The sequence below is a fragment of the Rhodococcus sp. NPDC003348 genome (assembly GCF_053589375.1).
In genome coordinates this window covers 1-24,423 of sequence record NZ_JBSFRT010000026.1, presented here as the reverse complement: position 1 = coordinate 24,423, position 24,423 = coordinate 1, and the positions used below count along the sequence as shown (strand labels likewise).

Here is a 24,423-nt window from a genome sequence, read left to right as displayed (position 1 = left end):
ACCAGTAAACGTGACAGCGGTCGTCGAAGCAGCCCGATACACGGCCGATAAGCTGTGACAATGCCCGCACCACGTGTTCAGACGGTGACCCGACTGCAGCCGTTCGCCTCGACGATCTTCGCCGAGATGACGGCGCTCGCGGTCCGGAACGGGGCGATCAACCTCGGGCAGGGCTTCCCCGACACCGACGGACCGGCCGCGATGCTCGACGTCGCGCGCACCGCCATCTCCGATGGGCTGAACCAGTACCCGCCCGGACCGGGCATGCCGGTGCTGCGCGAGGCGATCGCCGCGGATCGGGCCGACCGGTACGGCCAGCGTTTCGACCCGGACACCGAGGTGCTGGTCACGGTCGGTGCGACGGAGGCGATCAGTGCGACCCTGCTCGGCCTGGTCGAACCGGGCCAGGAGGTGGTGCTGATCGAGCCGTACTACGACTCGTACGCCGCCGCGGTGGCGCTGGCCGGCGGGGTGCGCAGGACCGTGCCCCTCGTCGCGGACGGCGACGGCTTCGCACTGGACCTGGACGCGCTGCGGGCCGCGGTCGGTCCGGACACCCGGATGATCGTGGTGAACACCCCGCACAATCCGACCGGCACCGTGCTGTCCGACGCCGAGCTGGCCGCGATCGCGGAGGTCGCCGTCCGGCACGACGTGCTGGTGCTCAGCGACGAGGTGTACGAGCACCTGCTGTTCGACGGCCGCAGCCACACGCCGATCGGCATGCTGCCGGGCATGGCGGAGCGGACGGTCACGGTGTCGAGCGCGGCGAAGACGTTCGCGGTCACCGGCTGGAAGACCGGGTGGGCGTGCGGTCCGGCGGAGCTGGTCGACGCGGTGCGCACGGCGAAGCAGTTCATGTCGTTCGTCGCGGGCGGGCCGTTCCAGCCTGCGGTCGCGCACGCCCTGCGGCACGAGATGCCCTGGGTCGCCGAGCAGCGGAAGACTTTGCAGCGCAAGCGGGACATGCTGTCCACCGCCCTCGCCGAGGCCGGTTTCGGTGTCCGTTCCAGTGCCGGAACCTATTTCGTGTGCGCGGACATCTCTCCGCTGAGCGCCGTCGACGGCGAGTCGTTCTGCCGCGCGCTGCCCGAGCGCATCGGCGTCGCCGCGGTACCGGTCAGCGTGTTCGCCGACCACAAGGAGCCGTGGAATCATCTGGTGCGCTTCGCATTCTGCAAACGCGACGACGTGCTGACCGAAGCGGTCGAGCGGCTGCACCGGCTGGCGGGGCGGTGGTGATCCGGCGATGACCGGTCGCACCGTTCCCGCCGACTTCGTGCGCCGCGCCGCCGTGCTGGCGGCCGGCGCCGGGTTCGACATGGCCGCGCCGCTGTCGGCGGCCGGGATCGCCCCGACGGTCCTCGGCGAGGGCGCCGAGCGCATCACCCCCGCCCAGTTGACGCGGTTCACCCAGGCGGCGTGGCACCTGACCGACGACGAACTGTTCGGGCTCGGCGCGGCGCCGGTCCCGCGGGGCACGTTCCGGGTGGTGTGCCTGACCCTGATCCACCGGCCCGACCTCGGCAGCGCGCTCGAACGGCTCGTCGACGTGATCCGGGTGATGCCGGGGCTGTCGCCGCTCCGTCTGGAGACCGGTCCGGAGACCACCGTGCTGCACGCGGAGATGCCGCACCGGGATCCGGCGGTGCCGCGGGAGATCGCGGACGCGGCTGACCAGTTGCTCACCGACTTCGTCCTGATGCTGCTGCACCGGTTCGCGGCGTGGCTGGTGGGGCGCCGAGTGAAGCTCGTCGCGGTGCGCCTCCCCCTTCCCGAGCCGGACCGGGTGCTCGCTCGCGCGTACGACGCCATCTTCGGTGTCCGGGTCAGCTTCGGCGCCGATCACGCCGCGATCGAACTGGACAACGCGGTGCTGCGGGCGCCGATCATCCAGACCGAGGAGACCCTCGAGGAGTATCTGCGCGAGTCCCCGAATCTGCTGTTCTCCGAACGGGATTACGACAGCAGCGCGGCGGCGCAGGTCCGGAAGGCGCTCGAGCGCGGCGTGGCGGGGCGTACCGCGTCCGCCGACGACATCGCGGACATGCTCTCGATCAGCGCCGCGCACCTGCGTCGGCTGCTCCGGCACGAGGGCACCTCGCTGAATCAGCTGCGCGAGGAGGTGCTCCGCGACACCGCCATTTCGGGCCTGGCCCGCGGCGAGTCCGTCGACGAGTTGTCCGCCCGGCTCGGGTTCTCCGAGCCGAGCGCGTTCCGCCGCGCCTTCAAGCGCTGGACCGGAAGCACCCCCGGCGCCTACCGCTGACTCCGGTCCTCAGGTGAGGCAGAACTCGTTGCCCTGGGGGTCGGTCATGGTGATCCACCGGAACGGGCCCTGCTCGGCGTGGTGCAGGATCGTCGCACCGCGTTCGACGAGCGCGTCGGCGACCGCCTGCCGGTCGTCACCCACCCGCAGGTCGAGGTGCATCCGGTTCTTCACCGTCTTGCCCTCGGGCACCCACTGGAACAGGACCCGCGGGCGTTCCGGATGTTCCGGATCGCTGATCCCGGCGCCGGCCTTCCACACCAGCACCCCTTCGAAGATCTCGGTGTCGTCCTCACTGGCCTGACCCGCGGCGACGACGCCGCGGATGAAGTCCTCGTCGCTCGGCTCCACCCGCCAGCCGAGGGTCTGCGCCCACCACTTCGCCAGTTCGTGCGGGCGTTGCGAATCCACCGTCACCTGAAAGTCGTAGCTCATGTCGGGACGGTACCGCCGGGCACCGACAGTGCGCGTTCCTCCGCTTCGACACCGGTCAGCTGCGCACGACGTCCCCGTTCAGGTGCGCCACCACCAACGCGTTGAACTCGTCGGGGTGGTCCACCATCGGCGAGTGCCCGGCGCCGGCCATCTCGACCGCGCGGGCGTCTGGGATCCCGGCCACCAGCACCTCGACGTGCGCCGGGGTCCGGGCACAGTCCTCGCTGCCGCGAACCACGAGGGTCGGGGCGGTGATCGCGCCGAGCCTCGGTGTGAGGTCGAGTTGCCGTGCGGCGGCGAGGGTGGCGGCGAGATAGGCGGGGTCTGCCTGCGCGACCATGTCCAGGAAAGTGTTCCAGGTGTCGGGGTCCGGGCGCCGGCTGACGAGCATCCCGACGGTGGTGTCGATCGCGGCCCGGCTCGCTTCGGCGCCGGCGTGGGCGACCGCGATCCAGTCGTCGACCGCGGACGCGAACCCGGGCAGGCACCCCACCGTGCCGGCGCCGGTTCCCACCAGCACGAGGGTGCGCACCCGTTCGGGGGCCGACGATGCCAGCACCTGGGCGACGATGCCGCCCACCGAATTGCCCACGAGGTCGATCTGGTCGAGCCCCTCGGAGTCCATCATCGCCAGTACCACCTCTGCCAGCCCCTCGGGGCCGACGACGGTGTCCCAGTGCCCCGCGGCCGGAGAGTAGAAGTCGACCGCGAAGCACGGCCTGTCCTCCAGTGCCCGAATGGTCGGCGTCCAGAACTGCCAGCAGCCGAACCATGGGTGCAGCAACACGACGGGTCGTCCCGGCGCGTCCGGATTGGCGACGTGGTAAGACAGCGTGGCACCCCGCGCCACGACCTCACGGCGCTGCGTCGGCACCGCGCCGACCTCCCCCGCATCGGCGATGGTCATCCCGAGATCCTTTCCGTGACAATGTCATTTACTGCATCCTCGGTCGAGGCGGATCCATCGGGCAGTTTGAGGAGCACGCCGGCGATGACCGAGGCGACGCCGGTGCAGGCCATGTAGACGGCGATCGGAACCCAGCTCCCGGTGTTCTCGAGCAGCATCGCGGACAGCGGAGGAGCGATCGCGCTACCCGCGATGAGTCCGACGGTGAATCCGATCGACATCCCGGTGAACCGGACGGAGGGCGGGAAGACCTGCGAGAAGTACACCGGCACCACTGCATAATTGGCCGAGTATCCAACGAAGATGAGCGCGAATCCCAGCAGCATCAGCCAGTAGTTGCGGGTGTCGAGCAACGCGAACCACACGAACGGCAGGACGACGAGTGAGGCCGCGCCTGCCAGGAACATTCTCCGGATTCCGACGCGATCGGCGAGGCGACCGAAGAGCGGCAGGCAGATCAGGATCACGACGGTCGCCGGCAGCAGCACCTCCAGCATCGCGCTCTTGTCCATCCCGAGCCCGTCCTTGCCGTAGCTCAGCGAGAAGACGGTGGTCATGGTGAACACACTGCCCGCCGCGATGATGCCCATCGCCACGAGGACGACCGTGGAGAGGTGACCACGCAGGACGCTGACGACCGGACGTTGCTCGACGTCACCGCTCTCCTTCGCCGTCGCGAAGTCGGGCGTCTCGTCGAGAGTGGTCCGGGCGACGAGCCCGACCATGACCAGAACACCACTGAGCAGGAAGGGAATTCGCCAGCCCCACGACTCCATGTGGTCGGTCGGCATCTGGAAGACGAGCAGGAAGATCAGGTTGGCGAGCAGCAGTCCCATCGTGGCGCCGGTGTTGACGACCGCGCCGAGGAGTCCCTGTTTTCCGCGTTCGGAGTGTTCGACCGTCATCAGGACGGCGCCGCTGTACTCGCCGCCGACCGAGAAGCCTTGGGCCAGCCGGGCGAGGACCAACAGGATGGGTGCCGCCATCCCGATCTGGTCGTGCGTCGGCAGCAGGCCGATCATGAACGTCGCCCCGCCCATCAGCACGAGCGTCATGATCAGCGCGGCCTTCCGGCCGATCCGGTCACCGAAGTGCCCGAACACCATCGCGCCCACCGGGCGGGCAATGTAGGCGACGGCGAACGTGGAGAGCGAGAGCAGCGTGCCGACAGCGGGATTGGTCGACGGGAAGAAGAGCGGGGCGAATACGAGCGAGGAAGCCAGTCCGTAACAGGCGAAATCGTAGTACTCGATCGTGGTGCCGATCCACCCTGCGAACACGGCTTTTCGGCTTTGCGACTTGGTGTGCGAACTTTCGGTCATCGTCGTCCTTAAGGGGCGCCGGCCGCATCGGCCGACCGTGTCGAAGTGGGACGTCACGTGCGAGCTGGCAGAAGGCTGCCATGGAGCGAAAGGGGCGCCCGGCGAGAGCACGCCGGACAGGTGGCGCGCAGGAAATCGCAACGGTGAGAAGGCCTGCGCGCACAGTGACAAAGGTCGCCGGTCGATCGCACCGACTTCTCCGTACTATGTACGGTCCATTGCACGGTGTCAACAGTGGAGAAGGCTTCGAGCCACTGCTTTACACAGCGTTAATCGACCACGAACTCCAGGCAACGCCGGGCCGCGAAGACCGAAGCCGCAGGCGCGCGCAGGTCGGCGGTCGCCCCGGAAACAACGGCCGGGTCAGTGCGGGGCGACGCGCTCGATCTCGCGGATCGTGCTGTCGATGAACGCCTCGAGTCCGGCATCGAACTGGGCGTCGGACGCCAGATCGACGACCTCGCCGGCATACTCGACCACCAGCGGGAACTCCTCGATCGGGAGCCCGGCGTAGTAATGACGACGTTGACGACGCTGCTCGTCCGCATCCTCTGCGGTCGACTGCCCCCACTGCCGCGGCGCCTGGTAGCTCGCGAATCCGATCGCGTACGTGATGAGGAATCCGTAGCAGCGCACCGCAATCGACCCCGGAACACCGGCGTCGACGAGCCGCTTCAGCACCGCTTCCATCGCGCCGCGCAGCGCCGTCTGACTGTCGGTCACACGAGTCGCGAACAGGCGGACCACCGCGGGCTGGTCGCGCATGGTGGACAGGAAGGAACGACCGACGGTGCGGATCGCCTCGGCGGGATCCTCGTCAGGTTCATCGGGCAACGTCATCCGGCCGAGTACGTGGTCTGCCATCGCATCGAGGATCTCGTCCTTGCTGCGGAAGTAGCCGTAGAGCGTCATCACTCCGACGCCCAGTTCGGCTGCGAGTCGCCGGACGGTGAGGCGGTCGAGGTCCGCTTCGGTGTTGCAGATGGCGAGAGCCGCCTCAATGATCCGCTCGGGTGTGAGCGGGCGAGGGGATCGCTTCTGCTGCCGAACCATGGGTCTCCTCGGGTCTCTCGACGAGCCCTACCGTACCGGACCCCCCGCGGACCGCCGCAGTGGCATTCCGATCAAATTCGCCTCCCAGGTTTCGCAACGCGCTCGTATTCGGTACCGTACTTAGTACGGAACTTGCCGAAGGGAACAAAATGACCACGGACACAGGAGTTCTCGATCTCGAAGTCGTAGCTCTACGACGGGAATCCGACGGAGTTCTCTCCATCGAGCTGGCCGACCCCCAGCGCCGGCTGCTCCCCGAGTGGGAACCGGGCGCGCACGTCGACCTCGGGCTGCCGGACCACGTCCGTCAGTACTCACTGGTGGGCGAACCCGAACAGCGGCACTGCTACCGCATCGCGGTACTGAAGGACCCGCAGTCGGCCGGCGCGTCGCGCTACGTGCACGAGGAGCTGCGTCCCGGGGACCTGGTCGAGGTCGGGGGTCCGCGCAACCACTTCGAACTCGTCGACGCCGAGCGCTACCTCCTCGTCGCGGGTGGCGTCGGCATCACGCCGCTGCTGCCCATGATCCGGCGCCTGCACTCCGCGGGCAGCCAGTGGCGGCTGGTGTACTGCGGCCGATCACGCGACTCGATGGCCTTCCTCGACGAACTCGCCGCCTACGGCGACCGGGTGACCGTCCACCCGTCCGCGGAACTGGGGCGGCTGAACCTGTCGACCGTGCTCGACGCGCCCGACGACGCGACGGCGGTCTACTGCTGCGGTCCGGAAGAACTGATCGACGCGGTCGAGGACGCATCGGCGTCGTGGCCCGCCGGGACGCTGCACGTCGAGCGCTTCGCAGCCGCGACACGCGAGGACGAGGACGACCTGACACCGTTCGACCTGATCCTGGATCGCTCCGGTATCCGGGTCACCGTGCCCGCAAACCGGTCCGCGCTCGACGCGCTCGACGACGCCGGAATCGTTCTCCCGAGCGCGTGCCGCGACGGCGTGTGTGGAAGCTGCCAGACCAAGGTGCTCGCCGGTGTGCCGCTTCATCGCGACTCGCTGACCGACGACGACCGGATGGACGCCCTCATGCCGTGCGTGTCACGTGCACGGACCCCCGAACTCGTGCTGGACCTCTGAATCTCATCTCTCACCGCAGCCACTCGGCTGCACGACCCGACCGTTTGGAGCAATTGTGAGTACGACTGCCGACCCGACACCCGACGCCGCACCCCGGCGTGCCCCCCGCGCCCGCCTCCCGCGCGGCCGCAAGCCGGAGGCGCCGCAGTCCGGTCCCCCGGTGCAGGGTGGAACCGACTGGACGTCGTGGCCCGTCTACAACGCAGCGACCGTGGGCCTGCGCAACTATTGGTACCCGACGATCTGGGCGCATCAGGTCCAGGAGAAGCCCGTGCCGATCACCCTCGCCGGTGAGCGCGTCGTCCTGGTCCGCGACGGCGACACCGTCCGCGGCCTGCACGACCGCTGCCCGCACCGTGGTGTCCCGCTGTCGCTGGGGCGGCGCCAGTACCCCGGCACCATCAGCTGCGCGTACCACGGTTGGACGTTCGGACTCGAGACCGGCGAGCTCAAGGCGGTCCTCACCGACGGACCCGACAGCCCCATCTGCGGGAAGGCATCGGTCGCCACCTACCCAGTCGAGGAACGCCTCGGCCTCCTGTGGGTCTACATCGGTGACGTGGCCGACGGCGAGACCCCGCCGCCCGTCGAGCGCGACATCCCGCGTGAGCTCACCGAGAACACCCTCGTCCTCGGCGGCCGCAACGAGGTGCGGAACGGCAACTGGCGCTTCGCCGCCGAGAACGGATTCGACGAGGGCCACGCCAAGTATCTGCACAACACCGCACTGTGGCGCCTGTTCAAGGTGATGCCGGCCTGGAACGAGACCCGCATCGTCGAGAAGGACGGCTGGCTCGTCCGCGTGCAGGACGCAATCCACTGGGAGGCCGACTTCCCGGGGGTCGGGAAGTTCACCAACAAGCGGTGGTGGAAGCGGATCCCGTTGCCCGACCATCCCGGCAAGAACGGTGACGCCAACCCCGTCATCGACTCCCTCGACATCCCCGGGTTCGTCTCGATCCGGATGCCGGGCCTGCTGCGCGTCGCGTACCCCAAGTTCATCCACTACGAGTGGTACGTCCCCGTCGACGCCGACCACGTCCGCTACGTGCAGCTGATGGTGCGCTTCGAGAAGGGCCGAACCGCACTGGCATTCAAGGCCAAGTACCTGGCGGCGTTCCGGTGGCTCTTCCACGGCCAGTTCACCCGGCAGGACGCCTGGATGGTCGACGTCACCGACGCCCCGCCGGAGCAGCTCTACCGGCCCGACCTGTCGATCTCGGCGTGGCGTCGTCACATCGAACAGCAGGCACCCGCGGTCCAGCCGACCGAACGCCTTGTCGGACACTGAGTTCGCTGTCGATCACCCGCTGCACCACGGGTGGGCCGGCGCGCGCGGCGGACCGGTCACCGTCGTCCTCCACGGCGGCGGACCGGGCTGCCACGCCACGTCCGACTTCCATGACGTCCTGACCCGTGGCCGCCGCCGCTGGCTCTGGATCGACCTACCCGGCTACGGCGGGTCGGCGGCGGCAAGTCACTCGGACACTCCCGCGACGGGTGTGGCCGCGGACGCGGTCTCTCGGCTGCTGGCGCAGCTGGACCTGACCGGGGTCGACGTCCTCGCGCAGTCGCTCGGGGGGTCCGTGGCGCTGCGCCTCGCCTCCGAGCATCCGGAGACGGTCCGCCGCATGGTGGTCATCGGGAGCCAGCCGTCCCCCGCCCCCGGGGGACGCCGCGACCTCACCCGGGATTCTGGTCTCGCCGCACGCATCCGAACGCACTACTACGGCGGCTCCGGCCCCAGCGAGGGCAAGATGCGCAAACTGCTGACCACGCTGGAATGGCATGACGCGACGCGCATCCCGGCCGACACGGTCGCGGCACGATACCGGTCGAGCCTGTCGCCACTCCGCTGGTCCACCGGGACCACTCCCGCACCCGCGGACGATCTCACGGACCACCTCGCGGGCGTCCGCTCCCCGACGCTCGTGGTGTGGGGCCGGCACGATCCGTTCGCCGGGCCCGACTACGCGGCCGCAGTGGCCGACGCCCTGCCGCGCGGCGATCTCGCCGTCCTCGCGGGCACCGCGCATCATCCACAGGCCGAGCGGCCGGACCTGGTCGCCGCGCTGGCCGACGCGTTCCTCGACCACGACCCGGTTCGCGTCTCCGGTTTCCGATCCGGCCGATATTAGGTACCGTACTTAGTACGGAATCTTGAACGTCGGGAAATACGCACGCAGACAGTGCAACCGACGCATTTGCGCACCGACAGGAGTTGTTCTCATGCTTTCCCGTATCGCCGTCCCGCTCACCCTGCTCGCCGTCCTCATCGTCGTGGCGCAACGGACCCACCTCATCGCCCGGCTGGGTCGCGGAACCACCGTGCGCACCGTTCAGGCGAGGCGATGACCGTGCTCACCGAACTGCAGCGCACCTGGGTCGACCGGGCATGCTCGGCGATCGACGGTGCGCGACTACGCGAGCTCGTCGTCGGCATGGTCGACATCCCCAGCCCGACCGGCGAGGAAGCCGAACTCGCCGGATGGCTCACCGACACCCTCGCCGCGTCCGGTCTGGAAGCACACTTCCAACCCCTCGACGACCGTCAGGCGAACGCCGTCGGGCGCCTGCATGGTGACGGCAGCGGAGACGATCTTCTCCTCTACGCACCCATCGACACCCTGACCGTCGGCGATCCCGACGAGGACGTGCCGTGGATCGGCCCGGACCTCCGCGCCGACATGCGCCCCCGCGCCGAAGTGCACGGCAACCACGTTCTCGGACTCGGCGCCAGTAACCCGAAGGGGCACGCGGCAGCCGTGGTGGCCGCCGCCGAAGCGATTGCACGAGCAGGTATTCCACTCCGCGGTGACCTGATTGTCGGCCTCGGCGCAGGCGGCATGCCCACCAACGGCCGCCTCACTCGGGGTTCGACGCGGCACAACACGGGACAGGGTGTCGGCTGCTCGTTCATGCTCGAGCAGGGCTGGTGGGCCGACCACGCCCTGATCGCGAAACCCGGCTGGGCCGTCGCCTGGGAGGAGGTCGGCCTGTGCTGGTTCGAGATCCGGGTCCGCGGAACGTACACCTACGTCGGCAGCCGGCACCGCATGCCCTACCGCAACGCGATCGACGCCGCTGCCACCATCGTCTCCGGACTCGAGCGATGGTTCCCCGAGTACGCGCGGCGGCACACCGACGGCCTGGTGGCCCCGCAGGGCATCGTGTCGTCGATTGAGGGCGGATGGCCCCGCATGGCGGCCGTCACCCCCGCCCTGTGCCGGATCAGGGTCGATCTCCGCACCAATCCCCGCGCGAATCCGAACGACGTTCGTCGCGAGTTCGGTGCCGCCATCGCCGCGATCGTCGAGCGGCATCCCGGCCTCGACGTCGAGTGGGACATGGTGCTGTCGATCCCCGGCACCGGGACGCCCCCGGATGCACTGGTGGTCGCGGCCGCCAAGGAGGCGTGGGAGTCACTCGAGGGGCGCCCGCACGAGCCGATCGTGGCGAACAGTGGCGCCACCGACGCGAACATCCTCCGCTCCCGCGGCATCCCCACGGCCCGGATCGGGATGGACCGGATCGGCGCGGACGCGCCACTCGCGCTGGACTTTCCATCCGGGATGAACGTCGTCGATCTCCGGGAGGCGCTGCGCCTGACCAAGGCCATCGTGCACACCGCGATCGCCGTCACCACCCACGCTCACCCCACGACCGAGAAAGCAACCGATGAGTGAACTCGTACTGGGGATCGGTGCCTCGCACAGCACCCTGATGAACACGCACTGGGACGAGGTCGACCACCTCCCCGAGGCGCACACCTTCCGGGACGGTCTCGCGGCGGCGCGGGACGCGCTCGCCGCGGCGAGGCCCGACGCCATCGTGATCCTCGGCTCCAACCACTTCCGCGGAATGTTCCTCGACCTCATGCCCGCGTTCACGGTCGGTGTCGGCGAGGTGCTCGGCGCCGGCGAGGCCGGGACACCCGGCGGGCCGCTCCCCGTGGACACCGACCTCGCCCGGACCGTCGTGGACGGACTGGTCGCGGCGGACTTCGATCCGGCGTTCTCGCTGCGCCTGACCGTCGACCACGGCATCACGCACTCGCTGCAGCACCTGGTTCCCGCGCTCGACATCCCGATCGTGCCGGTGGTGATCAACATGTTCGCCCCTCCCCTGCCCTCGCTGTGGCGCTGCCACGACCTCGGTCGCGTCATCGGCGCCGCGATCAACGGCGACGGCGCGGACCGGCGGGTCGCCGTCATCGCCTCCGGTGGACTCTCGCACCGGCTTCCCTGGCCGAAATGGTTTGCGGCGCTGTCGGATGACGACCGTTTCCTCGTCGAGGCGTGGCTCAACGGCCGCACGTCGTGGAGCGAATACGAGGTGCGGCGGCGGCAGATCATCCGGGCCGCCGAGCCCGACATCAACGACGGGTTCGACCAGTGGTTCCTGAATCTGCTCGAAACCGGCGACGTCACGCCCCTGCTCGAATGGTCCGACGAACGACTCGAGAAGGAGGCCGGTAACGGTGCCCACGAGTTACGGGCCTGGATCGCGATGACCGCGGCGCTGTCGGTGCCCGGACCCGTGTCGGGCCGGACCCTCGCCTATGGCGCGGTGCCGAATTGGCTCACCGGCATGGGCGTCAGCCTGCTCACCCCCACCACCACCGAGGAGACCCACCGATGACCATCTGGACCGACCTTGCCGGCACCTCGTTCGAGATCTCGCACGCCCCCGTGGGTGGCGCCGCGACGCGTGTACTCCGCGCCGGCCACGACAACGCGGACGCCGTCGTAATGCTGCACGGCACAAGCGGGCATCTCGAGGCGTTCGTCCGCAACATCCCGGTGTTCGCCGAGCACTTCCAGGTGCATGCGCTCGACATGCTCGGCCACGGCTACACCGAGAACCCGGGCGGCGACCTGCGCATCCCGCGGTACGTCGAGCACGTCCTCGCCTACCTCGACAGCCGGGGCATCGAACGCGCCCACTTCATCGGGGAATCCCTCGGCGGATGGGTCGCCGCGCGGCTCGCCGCGGACCATCCCGACCGGGTCGGCCGGATCGTGCTCGTCGCACCCGGCGGCACCGTCGCCAATCCGCAAGTGATGGAACGCATTCGCACCAGCACGGCCGCGGCGGTCGCCAGCGACGACCGCGGCCTCACCCGGCAGCGCCTCGAGCTGCTGATGCACGATCCGGTCAACGTCACCGACGAACTCGTCGACGTCCGGCACACCATCTACCACCGTCCGGCGTTCGTCGCCGGGATCGACGAGCTGCTGTGCCTGCAGAAGATGGAGAACCGCACCGTCGATCTGCTGTCACCGGAACAGATGGCCCGCATCACCGCCCCGGCGCTGATCGTGTGGGGTGCGCAGAACCCGTTCGGGGACGTGCCCGAGGCGAACCGCATGCAGGAATCCATCCCCGGGTCGCAGCTCGAGGTGTTCGCCGAGTGCGGTCACTGGCCGCAGCACGAGCACGCCGGGCGCTTCAACGACCTGGCGCTCAAGTTCCTGGCGTGATGTCACCTGTTGCCCCGCACCGCACGGTGCGGGGCAACGTGCATCCTGCGTCCCCAACACCGACACTTGACCCTGACACAGTGACAAGGAGTGGAGTGATCGGCGAAGGAGGTGGTTGAGGATGAACGCAATCAACCACGGTGGGTCGAATACTCACCTCGTCACTGCTCTGGCCGGTGACCACCCGTCGGCCCGGCTGCGGGCGGCGCTGACGGCGGGCACGGACCGCGACCCGCGTCTCACGGAGACGCTCGTCGCCCGGTGCGCCGTCGAACCGGATTTCTTCGTCCGCGACATGCTGACCTGGGCGTTGTGCCGGATGCCCGCCGAGGACACGGTGCCGCGGCTGCTCGACGAGCTCGGATCCGACGTCGACCAGGCGCGCAGTCAGGCGCTGCACACCCTGTCCAAGATCGGCGATCGGCGGGCCTGGCCCGCGGTGGCGGCGCTGCTGCACGACGGGCACGACGAGGTCGCGCGCAGCGCCTGGCGGGCCGCCGTCGCGCTCGTGCCGCCCGGTGCAGAGGGCTGGCTCGCGGCCGATCTGGTGTCGGAGCTGGGCCGGGGCGACCGCGACATGCAGCTCAGCCTGAGCCGGGCGCTGGTGGGGCTCGGGGAGGTCGTCCTCCCGGTCCTGGACGCCGCGGCGACGAGTCCCGATCCGCGGGTTCGCGCGCATGCGGAGGCCACCGAGCGGCTCTGCCACGACCCCGACAGCGGGTTCACCCTCTCGCTCGAGTTGGCGAAACGCGTTGCCGCTGCGGGTCCGGACACGTGAGGAGGAGAGGCGATGTTGATCGGTGAGGTCTCGCGGCGCTGCGGCGTCAGCACGCGCATGCTGCGCCACTACGACGCGCTCGGACTGGTGACGCCGACGGGGCGCACGTCCGGTGGCTACCGCGAGTACTCCGCCGACGACATCCGTCGCCTCTTCCACGTCGAGAGCCTGCGGACGCTGGGGCTGTCGTTGCACGATGTCGGGCGCGCGCTGGGCGAGCCCGGCTTCGCGCCGGCCGAGCTGGTGGGCGATCTCATCCGGCACACGCGAGCACGCATTGCCGCCGAGGAGGAACTGCTCACGCGGCTCGAGCACGTCGACGCGGCCGGGCCCGCGGAGTGGGCGGACGTCCTGCACCTCGTTGCGCTGCTGCGGGCGCTCGAATCGGAGTCCGGGGCCCACCGGCAGCAGGCGATCCTGTCGCACGACGGGAGTGCGGGGCTGCCCGTCGAAGCGCTGGCCCTGGCGGCCCTGACGGAGGACGACCCCAATGTGGCCGGCGCGCTGCAGTGGTCGCTGGCGAGGGCAGGCCGGGGCCTCGCCGATCTCGCCGTCGGCCTCGACTCGGAGGTGGTCGCCGTCCGGCGGCGTGCGACGTCGGCGATCGCGGCGTTGTCCACCGCGGAGGCGACGGTGCTGTTGAGGCGGGCGCTCGGGGATGAGGACGACACGGTCCGCGACCGTGCTGCCCTCGCTCTCGGCACGAGGGGCGGGGCCGACGCGGTCCCGGCCCTCCTCGACATGGTCTTCGACGGGCGCAGCGATGTCGAGGCCGCCGAGGTGCTTGGACGCCTGTCGGCGGTGTCGACCTCGGACGACGCCATCGTCGGGGCGATGCGGGACAGGCTCGACGGCACGGTCGCCCTCGCCACACGGTTGCGAATCACCCAGGCGCTGGCCGAGATTCCGGGCACAGCGGCGCGGGACGCGCTCGTCGCACTGGTCGAGGACGGTGACCGGACGGTCTCGGCCACCGCGGCAGCGATTTTGAGCACGCGCGAACCCGATCAGCGGACGTAGGTGCACCGAACCGAGCTGCCGCCGCACGGGACGGTCAGCGACGGTCGATGTAGGCCTCGAGCTGGTCCCGTTCGCTCTGCAGTTCGTCGATCCGGCTCTTGACGACGTCACCGATGCTGACGATGCCAACCAGCCGGCCGTCGTCGAGCACCGGCAGGTGCCGGATCCTTCTCTCGGTCATCGTCGCGGCGAGGCTGTCGACGGTGTCCGTCGGCGCGCACGTGAACACCGACGGGGTCATGATCTCGCCGACCGTGGCGCTCAGCACGCCGGGCCCGCGCTGGTGGATCTGGTGCACCACATCTCGTTCGGTCACGATGCCGACCATCGAATTCTCCTGCACGACGACCAGGGCCCCGAGGTTTCGCCTGGTCAGTTCTCCGATCAGCGCGTCGACCGAGGTGCCGGGGTCCACGGTGACCACGGCCGGGCCCTTGCCGCGCAGTACATCCGCAATTCGCATCCGGATACCTCGATCCATCCGCTCGACAGCATTATGTGATCCAGATCATATCCGTGCGGGCATCCGACCGCGCTTTACGAACAAATGTTCGATTTCGGGTGTAGGATCCGACGCGTGGAGATTGCGATGCAATCGTCGCTGTTCGACGACCCGACCGGCGGCCCGCACCTGGGGACGCTCGGCGGGACGATCCGGCGTCGCATCCTGACCGCGGGCGCCTGGGTGGACGTGCGGCCCGGTTGGCTCACCGGCTCCGAGCGGGTGTTCACCGACCTGATCGACGCGTCGCGACCCGACGCCGTGCCGTGGCGGGCCGAGCGCCGCCGGATGTACGACCGCGTGGTCGACGTCCCCCGCCTGGTGAGCTTCTACGACGAGGGCGTGCCCCTGCCGGATCCGGTGCTCACCGACGCCCGGGACGCGCTGAGCGCGCACTACCTGTCCGAACTCGGCGAACCGTTCACGACTGCCGGCATGTGCTGGTACCGCGACGGCTCCGACAGCGTCGCCTGGCACGGCGACACCATCGGCCGCAGCGCCACCGAGGACACCATGGTCGCGATCCTCTCGCTCGGCGAGGCCCGCCCGCTGACGCTGCGTCCCCGCGGCGGTGGAGGAGAGACGATCCGGTTCTCCCTCGGCCACGGCGACCTACTGGTGATGGGCGGGTCCTGTCAGCGGACCTGGGAGCACGCCGTCCCGAAGACGACGCGCCCCACCGGCCCGCGGATCAGCGTGCAGTTCCGGACGCGCGGCGTGCGGTGACGACCGCCTCGGCGAGCCGATCCAGCTGGGCTGCCGTGGTGTTCCAGTCGATGCACGCATCGGTGATGGACTGGCCGTAGGTCAGCTCGTCCGCCTTGCCGAGGGTCAGGTCCTGCCGACCCGCCTCGATGAAGCTCTCGAGCATGATGCCGACGACACCCTTCTCACCGCCCGCGATCCGGTTCGCGATGTCGGTGACGACGTCGACCTGACGTTCGTGGTTCTTCTGACTGTTGCCGTGGCTGGCGTCGATGACCACCCGCTCCGGAAGGCCCGACTTCGCAAGGCGCGCAAGGGTGTCCGCGACGGACTCCCGGTCGTAGTTCGGGCCGGCGCTGCTGCCGCGCAGGATGACGTGGCAGTCCGGGTTCCCGACCGTGCGGATCAGTGCGGACTGCCCGTTGAGGTCGGTGCCGGGGAACACGTGGCTGGCGCCGGCGGCGCGGGTGCCGTCCACTGCGACCTGCACGTCACCCTCGGTGGAGTTCTTGATGCCGACCGGCATGGACAGCGCGCTGCACAGCTGCCGGTGCACCTGGCTGGCTGCGGTGCGGGCGCCGATCGAGCCGTAGCTGACCAGGTCCGCGATGTACTGCGGGGTGATCGGATCGAGGAACTCGCAGCCGACCGGCAGCCCGATCTCGGTGATGTCGACGAGCAGCTTGCGGCCCATGCGCAGGCCGGTGTTGATGTCGAAGCTCCCGTCGAGGTGCGGGTCGTTGATCAGGCCCTTCCACCCGAGGGTGGTGCGCGGCTTCTCGAAGTACACGCGCATCACGACGTGCAGGTTGTCGCGGTGCTCCTCCGCCTTCGCGGCGAGCCGGCGCGCGTAGTCGAGCGCAGCTTCGGTGTCGTGCACCGAGCAGGGGCCGACCACGACCATCAGCCGGTCGTCGCGACCGGTGAGGATGTCGACGGTGGCGGCGCGACCGGCGCGCACGGTGGCGGCGACGGCGTCAGCGGCGGGGTGCTCGCCCCGAACCTCGACGGGCGGGGCCAGTGGCGAGATCGAGATGGTCCGCTGATCGTCGAGATCGCGGGCGGTGTCGATCGTGAGAGTCATTCGTCGTCCTGTTCTTGGCGGCTGTTCGTTGGAGGCCGACCCAGGAGACTTGAATGCATCCGCGAGCCGGTCTGTTCCGGCTCGGGGTGGAGAGGTCAGCGCGCGGTTACGCCGACCGACCCACCCGGGGCCGGCCTGCTAAACCAGAAATATGCGCGCTGCATGGCCGCCACTGTAGCAGGAGCCTCGTCTGCGGCGGCCACCACCGTGTGATCGTGGGAACAGTCAGGTCACCCGGCCGCGCGCCCAACGGTTCCCACCGCGTTCGGCGACATGGGTCCAACCATCCTCAGTGGGCACAGGAGATGTGCCCACTGACGTTTCGTGGGTGACAGCTGTGGGCACGCGGCATACATGTCCGTTCGAGGGGCCGAGTCACGTCTGGCTGGCGCCACCGAAGCGGTCGCTCGCTGGTCCGGCTCTGCCTGGGCACCCGCGGCGGCCGCGGCCGTGATCGCTGCGCTTCTGGTCGTCGGCGCTCTCGGCGACTTCTCGACTGGGTGGGCGTACGCCGTACACACCGCCGGCGCCTTCATCAGCGTGTTCATGCTGTTCGTCGTCCAGCACACCACCAACCGAGAATCGCACGCCATCCTGGTCAAACTCGACGAACTCATCCACTCGTCAGCCCGCGCACACAACGAACTGATCGACGTCGAGGACGAACAGATCAGTGAACAGGAGCAACTGCACAACGAACTACACCACGACCACTGAACCAGTCTTGTGGAGTCGTGTGGTGCGCCGACCACCGAGGAGGGGTCCGATGACCGCCGCGCAGGCCAGCATTCCCGAGGAATCGGCAGAAACGGAACGAAAGTACGACGCCGCTCCGGACCAGGAGCTGCCTCCGTTGTCGGATCTGCCCGGCATCGCCGGGCGACCCATGGTCGAGGTGCAACAACTGTCGGCCCAGTACTTCGACACCTCCGACTACCGACTGCTACGCAACGGGATCACCCTCCGCAAACGCACCGGCGGTGACGATGCGGGATGGCACCTCAAGATCCCCGCCGGCGACAACGACACCCGCACCGAAACGCGGCTCCCCCTCTCCGCCGGCGACACCCCACCTCGACAGCTCACAGCTCTCGTCCATGGAATCACCCACGCACATGCCTTGGCACCGATCGCGCGGCTCGACACCCGACGCCGCCGCAACCGGCTCCTCGACGCCGCCGGTGCACCACAGGCCGACATCGTCGAGGACACCGTCACCGCAGTGCTGCCCGACACCGGCGAGCAACGAATCTGGACCGAAATCGAGGTGGAGCAGGCCGGCGCCGGGCGAACGCTCGCCGACGCCATCGAAACGAGGTTGCTCGAGGCCGGCATCGAACGATCGACCCACCCCACCAAGCTCAACCGCGCGCTCGCCGAGGTCGTCACCGCCTCCGACCTCGAGGAGCGGCGCGCCCGCAAGACGGACGAACCCCGAGAATGTCTCCGCCGTTACCTGCAGAAGCAGATCCGCCGTCTCGGCCTCGCCGACATCGCTGTCCGCCGAGACGAACCGGAGGCGGTCCACAAGATGCGCAAGGCGGCGCGGCGCGCCCGCAGCGCGCTGCAGGCCTACGCCCCGGGGTTCGGACTCGACGAGCGGGCGCAGCCGCTGATCCTCGACCTGCGCTGGCTCGGCAGACGACTGAGCCCGGCGCGTGACGTCGAGGTCCAATGGGCACGGATCAGCACCCGGATCGCCGAATCGGCGGCCCTGCCCGGGCAGGAAGCCGTGTACGCCCGCGTGAACGAGTACTTCTCCGAGCAGGCGGATACGGCCCGGGCCTCGGCGCTCGCGGGTCTCGACTCCGAGCGCTATCTCACACTTCTCGATGCACTCGACGTCTTCGTCGAGGATCTCGCCACCCCGGCCGGGTCCACCCCGACCGCGCAGGCCCCGGACCGGGACACGCGCAGCGAGGTGAGTGCCGAGGATTCGGTCCGGATCCTCAAACGTCTCGCCGCCACGGTGTCCAAACGGGTGGACAAGGCGGGTGACGCAGCGACACGTCGAGAACGCGGCGAACGGATCCACCGCGCCCGCAAGCGAGCCAAGCGGATGCGCTACGCGATGGAGGTGATTCGCCACCACGCGCCGAAGAAGACGGCACGGGCGCTCAAGCGCTTCAACGACTTCCAGGACGTCCTCGGAGAATTTCAGGACTCGACGGTGGCGAGGGAGCACCTGCTGGCCATCGCCACAGCACACGATCACACCGCCGAGTCGAGCTTCGGACTCGGCATTCTCCACCAGCTGGAACAGCAGATCGGCGACGAACGCGCCGACCACGTGAGCAGCGAGTGGAAAGCGGCACGCAAAGCTGCGCGCCGACTGTGGCGATGACCGCACCGTGAGGTCACCCGCCGCGCCGCTCCCCCACAGGGTCGGCGCCCCCGCACGAATCCCGACACGTGCAGAGCGGGCGAGACCGGATGCGAGAAATGGCCGTCTTGTCCGCGCTCACGGCCGCATCGATCCGATGCGTCGACGGACTACGCGGAGCACCGCTCCTGGTGTCCTCGCGGCGGCATCGCCGCCAGGCGGGACCTCGATTCGCCCGCGACCGCCCCGACGGCAGGGGGATACTGGTGAAAAGCGGACCGTGTTGATCTCGGTGCCGTCGGGTTGGTACTCGAAGAAACGGAGTTCCGCGTGGTCCTCGACGACATCCCTGCGCCCATCGTTCTTGCCCCGATGGCCGGCGGGCCGTCAACGCCGGAACTCACCGCGGCCGTCGCCGAGGCGGGCGGGTTCGGCATCCTCGCGGCCGGATATCTGAGCGCCGACACACTGGCGCAGCGGATTTCGGAGACGCGGCAGCTCACCTCGGCGCGGTTCGGTGTGAACCTGTTCGCACCGGGGACGCCGACACCGGTCGAGCAGATCGCGCCGTACCTCGACGAGCTCGCCGCGACCGGAGCCGAAGTCGGCGAACCGCGTTTCGACGACGACGACTGGTCCGCCAAGCTCGATCTACTTACCGCCAATCCCGTTGCGGTGGTGTCGTTCACGTTCGGCTGTCCGTCGCCAGCAGAGATCGAGCGACTGCACGGCGTCGGGTCCGAGGTGTGGGTCACCGTGACATCGACAATCGAGGCGCAGGTCGCCGTGAATGCGCGTGCGGATGTATTGATCGCGCAAGGAGCCGAAGCCGGCGGGCATCGCGCGAGCTTCCTCTCCCGTCCGGGCGACGATCTCACCGATCCGATCGGCCTGATCGCGTTGATGCAGTTGTTGCGCGGCACTGTCTTCCCGGTCCCCCTTGTGGCCACCGGCGGCATCACCACCGGCGCTGGGCTGGCCGCGGCGCTGGCGGCCGGCGCGGCCGCCGCGCAGCTCGGAACGGTCTTCCTGCGCTGCCCGGAGGCGGGTACCTCGGCGGTGGTGCGCGACGCCCTCACCGGGGCGCGGTCGACCGCGCTCACTCGTGCGTTCACCGGACGGTGGGCGCGTGGCATCCGCAACCGATTCCTCGACGAGCACACCGCCACCGCACCCGCGGCCTATCCCGAGATCCACTACGCGACGTCGCCGCTGCGTAAGGCCGCGCGTGAGAGGGGAGACAGCGAAGCGGTGAATCTCTGGGCCGGACAGGCCTACCGGCTCGCGCCGGAGCGGCCCGCTGCCGAGGTTGTGCAGCGCCTGGTCAAGGGGTGCCGTGCGTCGCTCGAGGCTGCGGCGAAGCGGGTCTAACCGCCGTTACGTCGGCGTCGAGTCCGCAGAGCCCCGTGCGCGTACGGCTCTGGATGGCCCAGGGCCTGATCGGGATCGGGCAGAACGGGAGGCTTGGCCTGCCCCTGGGCAAAACTGACCTGGGAACCATTAGGCTTCGCCACGCTCGAACGGACGGCTAACGTGAGGATGCGATTTCCCACGGTCGATGATCAAGGAGCTCCGGCATGGCCCTACCGACTCCCTCGAGACGGCGCCTCGGTGTCGTTCTCGCCCTCGCCGGTGCGACGGTTTGGCTCGCATCGGCCCCTGCCGGTGCCGGGCCGGCCACCCCGTCGATTCCCCGCGGCTCCCTCGTGACCGTCAACGACGTGCTCGGTCCGCAGGACCCTGGTTTCTGGAACCCCGATGTCCGGGGAACCCGTGTTCTGACGCCGGTCGAGCCCGGGGTGAGGGTGTATTGCGCAAGCGGCTTCGAGCCGACGCCCGGGTGCTCGACACTCGATATGCGCGACTGGTCCTCACCGCAGCGTGACCTCGCGTTCGTCGACGTACCCATGATCGGGCGGCCGCCACTGCGTGTGTGGATGGACGTCCTCCCCCGTTTGGATGAGGACACCCTGGGACAACTGATGGATCACCTCTTCACTCGTTGACACCTGGCCAACATGCGGTTCGCCCGCCAGAGCGGGCCGAATTCGCGCGGCGAATCCGCGAACAATTGCCAAATATCTCGATCACAATCGCGCCCGAAGGTGGTCACCGTAGTTGGCACACCGCAGGTCAAGTCCTCGGGAGTCGCCAACAACATTTACGATTCACGGCTCCAGGACCGCCACTGGAGGATGAGGACAAGATCATCGGTCCGCTTGGTAGTCATACTGGACCGATTTGGACGTAGTGGCGGCGGGAGGGGATGCATGTTCGGCGACCGTTGGGGTGTGACCGACGATGAGGTCACTCGCCGCTACCCGTGTGACGAGGTGGTTCCCGCTCCGAATCTGCAGGCGTGGCGAGGCGTCACCGTGCACGCGACTCCAGCGGTGGTCTGGTCCTGGGTCACCCAGATCCAGCTGGCGCCCTACTCCTATGACTGGATCGACAACTTTGGACGTCGCTCTCCACAGCGGCTGCTCGCCATTCCTGCGCCGGCACCCGGTCAACATTTCACGAGTACGGCGAACCGCCCGCGAGGGCGGCTGTTGTCGGTGGAAACGCAGGTGCACTACACCGGTTCCATTCTGGGTGCTGTCATGTCATACGTGCTCGTCCCGGTCGGCTCAGACACCAGGTTGTTGCTGAAGGTCGTCATGAGTGGGTGCGGCTGGCTGGCTCCTGTCCTGTCGGTCGGGGACCTCGTCATGGCGAGAAGGCAACTACTCAACATCAAGCGGCTCGCCGAGAACCAACCACCGTCGGACGCTGCCGATGACGGGCGCATGCCGATCCGTTGAAGGGCGGTCGGCCGACGCGCACTGAGCATGACTCGGACAACGAACCACCGCGATAGCCAATGCCGTTGGCCGAAGGCGTCGAGGATCATCCTATCCGCTCGACCCTCGAGTGTCGGGAATCAGAGCGCCCGCTCGAATACTGTGCAGTCTCCGTGCAATTGGTAGCCGTCATTGCAGTCTTCAGCAGTGACCCGGCCCGAGACCGGGTGGTGCTCGCAAGGTTCAGTGGCCCCGCGGCGGGTGCGGGGCCACTGAACCGGTCTTGCGTCGGATATCTCGGCAGATCAGTCGACGAGCGCCTTGATGTCCGGCACCGCGGTAATCGAGACGATCTTGCACTCGTCGTCGAACTCGAACAGGTCGGTGGAGCCGAAGTCCTTCAGACCCTCGCGCTCGACGCGCATCATCATTGCGGCGAACTTGCCGACGACGGTGACCGGCGTCAGCAGGCTGACCGTGAACGGTGTGTTCTCGGATTCGGCGAAGAACGCCCGAATCTCGTCGTGACCCCGGTTGGTCCGGACACCGACAGGTTCGTGCTGGACCGCGTCCGCGGCGAACAGCTCCATCAGGCCGTCGGTGTCGTGAACGGCGAGCAACTTGACATAGGTCTCGACAGCAGAGCGGACTTCGTCACGGTTGGGCATGGGGGCTCTCCTTCTTGTTGGGTTGGAACTTGCATGGACGGAGTGGAAACCGGCGAAGACGGCGGACGTCACGGTCCGCGATCAGGCGATGACGCCGCGGCTGCGCAGGAGGTCCACGAGCAGGGCGCTCGCCTCCGCGGGGCTCGTCGTCGTGGTGTCGATGCGCAGCGCGGGGGCCTCGGGCTCCTCGTACGGGGAGTCGATGCCGGTGAAGTTGACGAGTTCACCGCGCCGCGCCTTGCGGTAGAGCCCCTTGGGATCCCGCTCCTCCGCCACGTCCATCGGGGTGTCGACGAACACCTCACAGAAGCGGTCCTCGCCGATCAGCTCGCGGGCCGCATCACGTTCGGCCCGGAACGGGGAGATGAACGACGCCAACACGATCAGCCCGGCGTCCGCCATCAGCCGGGCGACCTCGGTGACCCGCCGAATGTTCTCCACCCGGTCGGCCTCGGTGAACCCGAGGTCCCGGTTCAGGCCGTGCCGGACGTTGTCGCCGTCGAGCAGGTAGGTGTGGACACCGAGCCCGTGGAGACGGCGCTCGAGCTCGTTCGCGATCGTGGACTTGCCCGACCCCGAGAGTCCGGTGAACCAGACGATCTGCGGCCGATGGCCGTTCAGCACGGTCCTGGCCTCGTCGTTCACATCGACCGTCTGCCAGTGGATGTTGTCCGATCGACGCAGCGAGTGCGCGATCATGCCCGCACCGACCGTGGTGTTGGTCAGCCGGTCGATCAGGATGAAGCCGCCCGTGTCGCGGTTGTCGGTGTAGGCGTCGAACGGGACCGGCCGATCGAAGCTGATGTTGCACACGCCGATCTCGTTGAGCGCCAGCGTGTTCGTGGCAGTCTGCTCGAGCGTGTTGACGTTGATCTTGTACTTGGGCCGGGTGATCCGGGCCTGCACCGTCATCGTGCCGATCTGGCAGACGTACGGACGCTCGGGCAGCATCTCGTGCTCGCCCATCCACACCAGCTGCGCCTCGAACTGGTCCGCGATGCCGGGCAGCGCGTCCGCCGCGACCAACACGTCACCACGGCTGACGTCGATCTCGTCGGCGAGGGTGATCGTGACGGACCGGCCCGCGACCGCTTCGTCCAGGTCACCGTCCATCGTCACGATCCGCGCGACGGTGGATTCCTTCCCGCTGGGCAGCACCCGAACGCGGTCACCCGGACGCACCGATCCGCCGACGATCTGCCCGGAAAACCCCCGGAAGTCGAGGTCGGGGCGGTTCACCCACTGCACGGGCATCCGGAACGGACCGCCCACCAGTTCGTCCTCGATCTCGACCGTCTCCAGGTGTTCGATCAGCGACGGACCGTGATACCAGGGCGTGTTCGGGCTCGGCTCGGTGAGGTTGTCGCCCATGTACGCGGACATCGGAATCGGCACGACGCTCCCCAGCCCGATCTCGGCCGCGAAGGCGGTGTACTCGTCGACGATGCCCTCGAACACCTCCTGCGAGTAGTCGACGAGGTCGAGCTTGTTCACCGCGAGCACCACGTGCCGGATGCCGAGCAGCGACACCAGATACGAGTGCCGGCGGGTCTGCGTCAGAACGCCCTTGCGCGCGTCGATCAGGATCACCGCGAGGTCGGCGGTCGACGCGCCGGTGACCATGTTGCGGGTGTACTGCTCGTGGCCCGGGGTGTCGGCGACGACGAACTTGCGCCGCTCGGTGGTGAAGTAGCGGTAGGCCACGTCGATCGTGATGCCCTGCTCCCGCTCGGCCGCGAGACCGTCCACGAGGAGGGCGAAGTCGAGACCCTCGCCCTGGGTACCGACCTTCTTCGAGTCGCTCTCCAGCGCACTGAGCTGGTCCTCGAACACCAGCTTCGACTCGTAGAGGAGCCGCCCGATCAGCGTGGACTTGCCGTCGTCGACGCTGCCGCACGTGATGAGGCGCAGCATGGACTTGGTGGCGTGCTGGGCGAGGTACTGCTCGATGTCCTCGGCGATCAGGTTGGACGAGTGGGACATCAGAAGTACCCTTCCTG

The 24,423-nt window shown here is 68.7% G+C and carries 25 protein-coding genes; 17 read left to right on the top strand and 8 right to left on the bottom strand.

The genetic code is table 11. The features are described from left to right. Nucleotides 1–60 precede the first annotated feature (60 nt). Together ACWDU4_RS17575 and ACWDU4_RS17570 are read left to right on the top strand one after the other, a co-directional pair. Nucleotides 61–1,242 (top strand): pyridoxal phosphate-dependent aminotransferase, encoded by a 1,182-nt coding sequence (locus ACWDU4_RS17575; RefSeq protein WP_450115194.1) that lies wholly within the window; start codon nt 61–63, stop codon nt 1,240–1,242. Between the two features lie 7 nt (nt 1,243–1,249). Next, nucleotides 1,250–2,269, top strand: coding sequence for an AraC family transcriptional regulator (locus ACWDU4_RS17570; RefSeq protein ID WP_450115193.1), 1,020 nt, complete (start codon nt 1,250–1,252; stop codon nt 2,267–2,269). A gap of 9 nt (nt 2,270–2,278) precedes the next feature. Here the strand turns inward: ACWDU4_RS17570 and ACWDU4_RS17565 are convergent, their stop codons facing one another. The 4 genes from ACWDU4_RS17565 to ACWDU4_RS17550 all read right to left on the bottom strand — a co-directional run bounded on the left by ACWDU4_RS17565 (nt 2,279) and on the right by ACWDU4_RS17550 (nt 5,986). Beyond that, nucleotides 2,279–2,704: a VOC family protein gene (locus tag ACWDU4_RS17565; RefSeq protein ID WP_450115192.1), complete on the bottom strand. Its 426-nt coding sequence runs from the start codon at nt 2,702–2,704 to the stop codon at nt 2,279–2,281. A 55-nt stretch (nt 2,705–2,759) separates the two neighbouring features. Continuing rightward, on the bottom strand, nt 2,760–3,611 hold the full coding sequence (locus ACWDU4_RS17560) for an alpha/beta fold hydrolase (protein ID WP_450115191.1): 852 nt from the start codon (nt 3,609–3,611) through the stop codon (nt 2,760–2,762). Continuing rightward, nucleotides 3,608–4,933, bottom strand: a complete 1,326-nt coding sequence (locus ACWDU4_RS17555) for an MFS transporter (RefSeq protein ID WP_450115190.1) — start codon at nt 4,931–4,933, stop codon at nt 3,608–3,610. The genes ACWDU4_RS17560 and ACWDU4_RS17555 overlap by 4 nt, the downstream gene beginning before the upstream one ends. A 363-nt stretch (nt 4,934–5,296) precedes the next feature. After that, nucleotides 5,297–5,986 (bottom strand): TetR/AcrR family transcriptional regulator, encoded by a 690-nt coding sequence (locus ACWDU4_RS17550; RefSeq protein WP_450115189.1) that lies wholly within the window; start codon nt 5,984–5,986, stop codon nt 5,297–5,299. 149 nt (nt 5,987–6,135) lie between these two features. On the opposite strand from ACWDU4_RS17550, the gene ACWDU4_RS17545 reads away from it, so the two are divergent. The 9 genes from ACWDU4_RS17545 to ACWDU4_RS17505 all read left to right on the top strand — a co-directional run bounded on the left by ACWDU4_RS17545 (nt 6,136) and on the right by ACWDU4_RS17505 (nt 14,358). Further along, complete coding sequence (locus ACWDU4_RS17545; RefSeq protein WP_450115188.1) at nt 6,136–7,077, top strand: PDR/VanB family oxidoreductase; 942 nt, start codon at nt 6,136–6,138, stop codon at nt 7,075–7,077. 55 nt (nt 7,078–7,132) lie between these two features. After that, nucleotides 7,133–8,368, top strand: a complete 1,236-nt coding sequence (locus ACWDU4_RS17540) for a Rieske 2Fe-2S domain-containing protein (RefSeq protein WP_450115187.1) — start codon at nt 7,133–7,135, stop codon at nt 8,366–8,368. Then, entirely contained in the window at nt 8,355–9,215 is an 861-nt protein-coding gene (locus ACWDU4_RS17535) for an alpha/beta fold hydrolase (RefSeq protein WP_450115186.1), read from the top strand. The genes ACWDU4_RS17540 and ACWDU4_RS17535 overlap by 14 nt, the downstream gene beginning before the upstream one ends. 91 nt (nt 9,216–9,306) lie before the next feature. After that, nucleotides 9,307–9,432 carry a hypothetical protein gene (locus ACWDU4_RS17530; RefSeq protein WP_450115185.1) on the top strand — a complete coding sequence of 42 codons (126 nt, stop codon included), beginning with the start codon at nt 9,307–9,309 and terminating at the stop codon, nt 9,430–9,432. Then, nucleotides 9,429–10,763: a M20 family metallopeptidase gene (locus ACWDU4_RS17525; protein WP_450115184.1), complete on the top strand. Its 1,335-nt coding sequence runs from the start codon at nt 9,429–9,431 to the stop codon at nt 10,761–10,763. The genes ACWDU4_RS17530 and ACWDU4_RS17525 overlap by 4 nt, the downstream gene beginning before the upstream one ends. Further along, the gene (locus tag ACWDU4_RS17520) at nt 10,756–11,718 is read left to right on the top strand and encodes a DODA-type extradiol aromatic ring-opening family dioxygenase (RefSeq protein WP_450115183.1); all 963 of its coding nucleotides are present in this window, start codon (nt 10,756–10,758) and stop codon (nt 11,716–11,718) included. The genes ACWDU4_RS17525 and ACWDU4_RS17520 overlap by 8 nt, the downstream gene beginning before the upstream one ends. After that, a complete protein-coding gene (locus ACWDU4_RS17515; RefSeq protein ID WP_450115182.1) occupies nt 11,715–12,560 on the top strand; it encodes an alpha/beta fold hydrolase in 846 nt (281 codons plus the stop codon). Before ACWDU4_RS17520 ends, ACWDU4_RS17515 begins: the two co-directional genes overlap by 4 nt. Before the next feature lie 121 nt (nt 12,561–12,681). Continuing rightward, entirely contained in the window at nt 12,682–13,338 is a 657-nt protein-coding gene (locus tag ACWDU4_RS17510) for a HEAT repeat domain-containing protein (RefSeq protein ID WP_450115181.1), read from the top strand. Between the two features lie 12 nt (nt 13,339–13,350). Next, entirely contained in the window at nt 13,351–14,358 is a 1,008-nt protein-coding gene (locus ACWDU4_RS17505; RefSeq protein ID WP_450115180.1) for a MerR family DNA-binding transcriptional regulator, read from the top strand. 34 nt (nt 14,359–14,392) lie between these two features. Here ACWDU4_RS17505 and ACWDU4_RS17500 read toward each other — a convergent pair whose 3' ends face one another. Beyond that, nucleotides 14,393–14,821, bottom strand: coding sequence for a CBS domain-containing protein (locus tag ACWDU4_RS17500; protein ID WP_450115179.1), 429 nt, complete (start codon nt 14,819–14,821; stop codon nt 14,393–14,395). Nucleotides 14,822–14,905: 84 nt separating this feature from the next. Between ACWDU4_RS17500 and ACWDU4_RS17495 the strand changes: the two genes are divergently transcribed. Further along, complete coding sequence (locus tag ACWDU4_RS17495) at nt 14,906–15,586, top strand: alpha-ketoglutarate-dependent dioxygenase AlkB (RefSeq protein WP_450115178.1); 681 nt, start codon at nt 14,906–14,908, stop codon at nt 15,584–15,586. On the opposite strand, the gene ACWDU4_RS17490 is transcribed toward ACWDU4_RS17495, so the two are convergent. Next, nucleotides 15,552–16,649: a 3-deoxy-7-phosphoheptulonate synthase gene (locus ACWDU4_RS17490; RefSeq protein ID WP_450115177.1), complete on the bottom strand. Its 1,098-nt coding sequence runs from the start codon at nt 16,647–16,649 to the stop codon at nt 15,552–15,554. The two genes, ACWDU4_RS17495 and ACWDU4_RS17490, sit on opposite strands and share 35 nt — an antisense overlap. Before the next feature lie 354 nt (nt 16,650–17,003). Between ACWDU4_RS17490 and ACWDU4_RS17485 the strand changes: the two genes are divergently transcribed. The 5 genes from ACWDU4_RS17485 (at nt 17,004) to ACWDU4_RS17465 (ending at nt 21,776) form a co-directional block, all read left to right on the top strand. Further along, nucleotides 17,004–17,366: a low affinity iron permease family protein gene (locus ACWDU4_RS17485; RefSeq protein ID WP_450115176.1), complete on the top strand. Its 363-nt coding sequence runs from the start codon at nt 17,004–17,006 to the stop codon at nt 17,364–17,366. Nucleotides 17,367–17,415: 49 nt separating this feature from the next. After that, a complete protein-coding gene (locus tag ACWDU4_RS17480; RefSeq protein ID WP_450115175.1) occupies nt 17,416–18,993 on the top strand; it encodes a CYTH and CHAD domain-containing protein in 1,578 nt (525 codons plus the stop codon). 309 nt (nt 18,994–19,302) lie between these two features. Then, on the top strand, nt 19,303–20,343 hold the full coding sequence (locus ACWDU4_RS17475) for an NAD(P)H-dependent flavin oxidoreductase (protein WP_450115174.1): 1,041 nt from the start codon (nt 19,303–19,305) through the stop codon (nt 20,341–20,343). 335 nt (nt 20,344–20,678) lie between these two features. Further along, nucleotides 20,679–20,978: a hypothetical protein gene (locus ACWDU4_RS17470; RefSeq protein WP_450115173.1), complete on the top strand. Its 300-nt coding sequence runs from the start codon at nt 20,679–20,681 to the stop codon at nt 20,976–20,978. A gap of 285 nt (nt 20,979–21,263) precedes the next feature. Beyond that, nucleotides 21,264–21,776: a polyketide cyclase gene (locus ACWDU4_RS17465; RefSeq protein WP_450115172.1), complete on the top strand. Its 513-nt coding sequence runs from the start codon at nt 21,264–21,266 to the stop codon at nt 21,774–21,776. A 284-nt stretch (nt 21,777–22,060) separates the two neighbouring features. On the opposite strand, the gene ACWDU4_RS17460 is transcribed toward ACWDU4_RS17465, so the two are convergent. Then, nucleotides 22,061–22,423: a nuclear transport factor 2 family protein gene (locus ACWDU4_RS17460; RefSeq protein ID WP_450115171.1), complete on the bottom strand. Its 363-nt coding sequence runs from the start codon at nt 22,421–22,423 to the stop codon at nt 22,061–22,063. A gap of 81 nt (nt 22,424–22,504) precedes the next feature. Continuing rightward, the gene (gene cysN, locus ACWDU4_RS17455; RefSeq protein ID WP_450115170.1) at nt 22,505–24,406 is read right to left on the bottom strand and encodes a sulfate adenylyltransferase subunit CysN; all 1,902 of its coding nucleotides are present in this window, start codon (nt 24,404–24,406) and stop codon (nt 22,505–22,507) included. Nucleotides 24,407–24,423 lie beyond the last annotated feature (17 nt).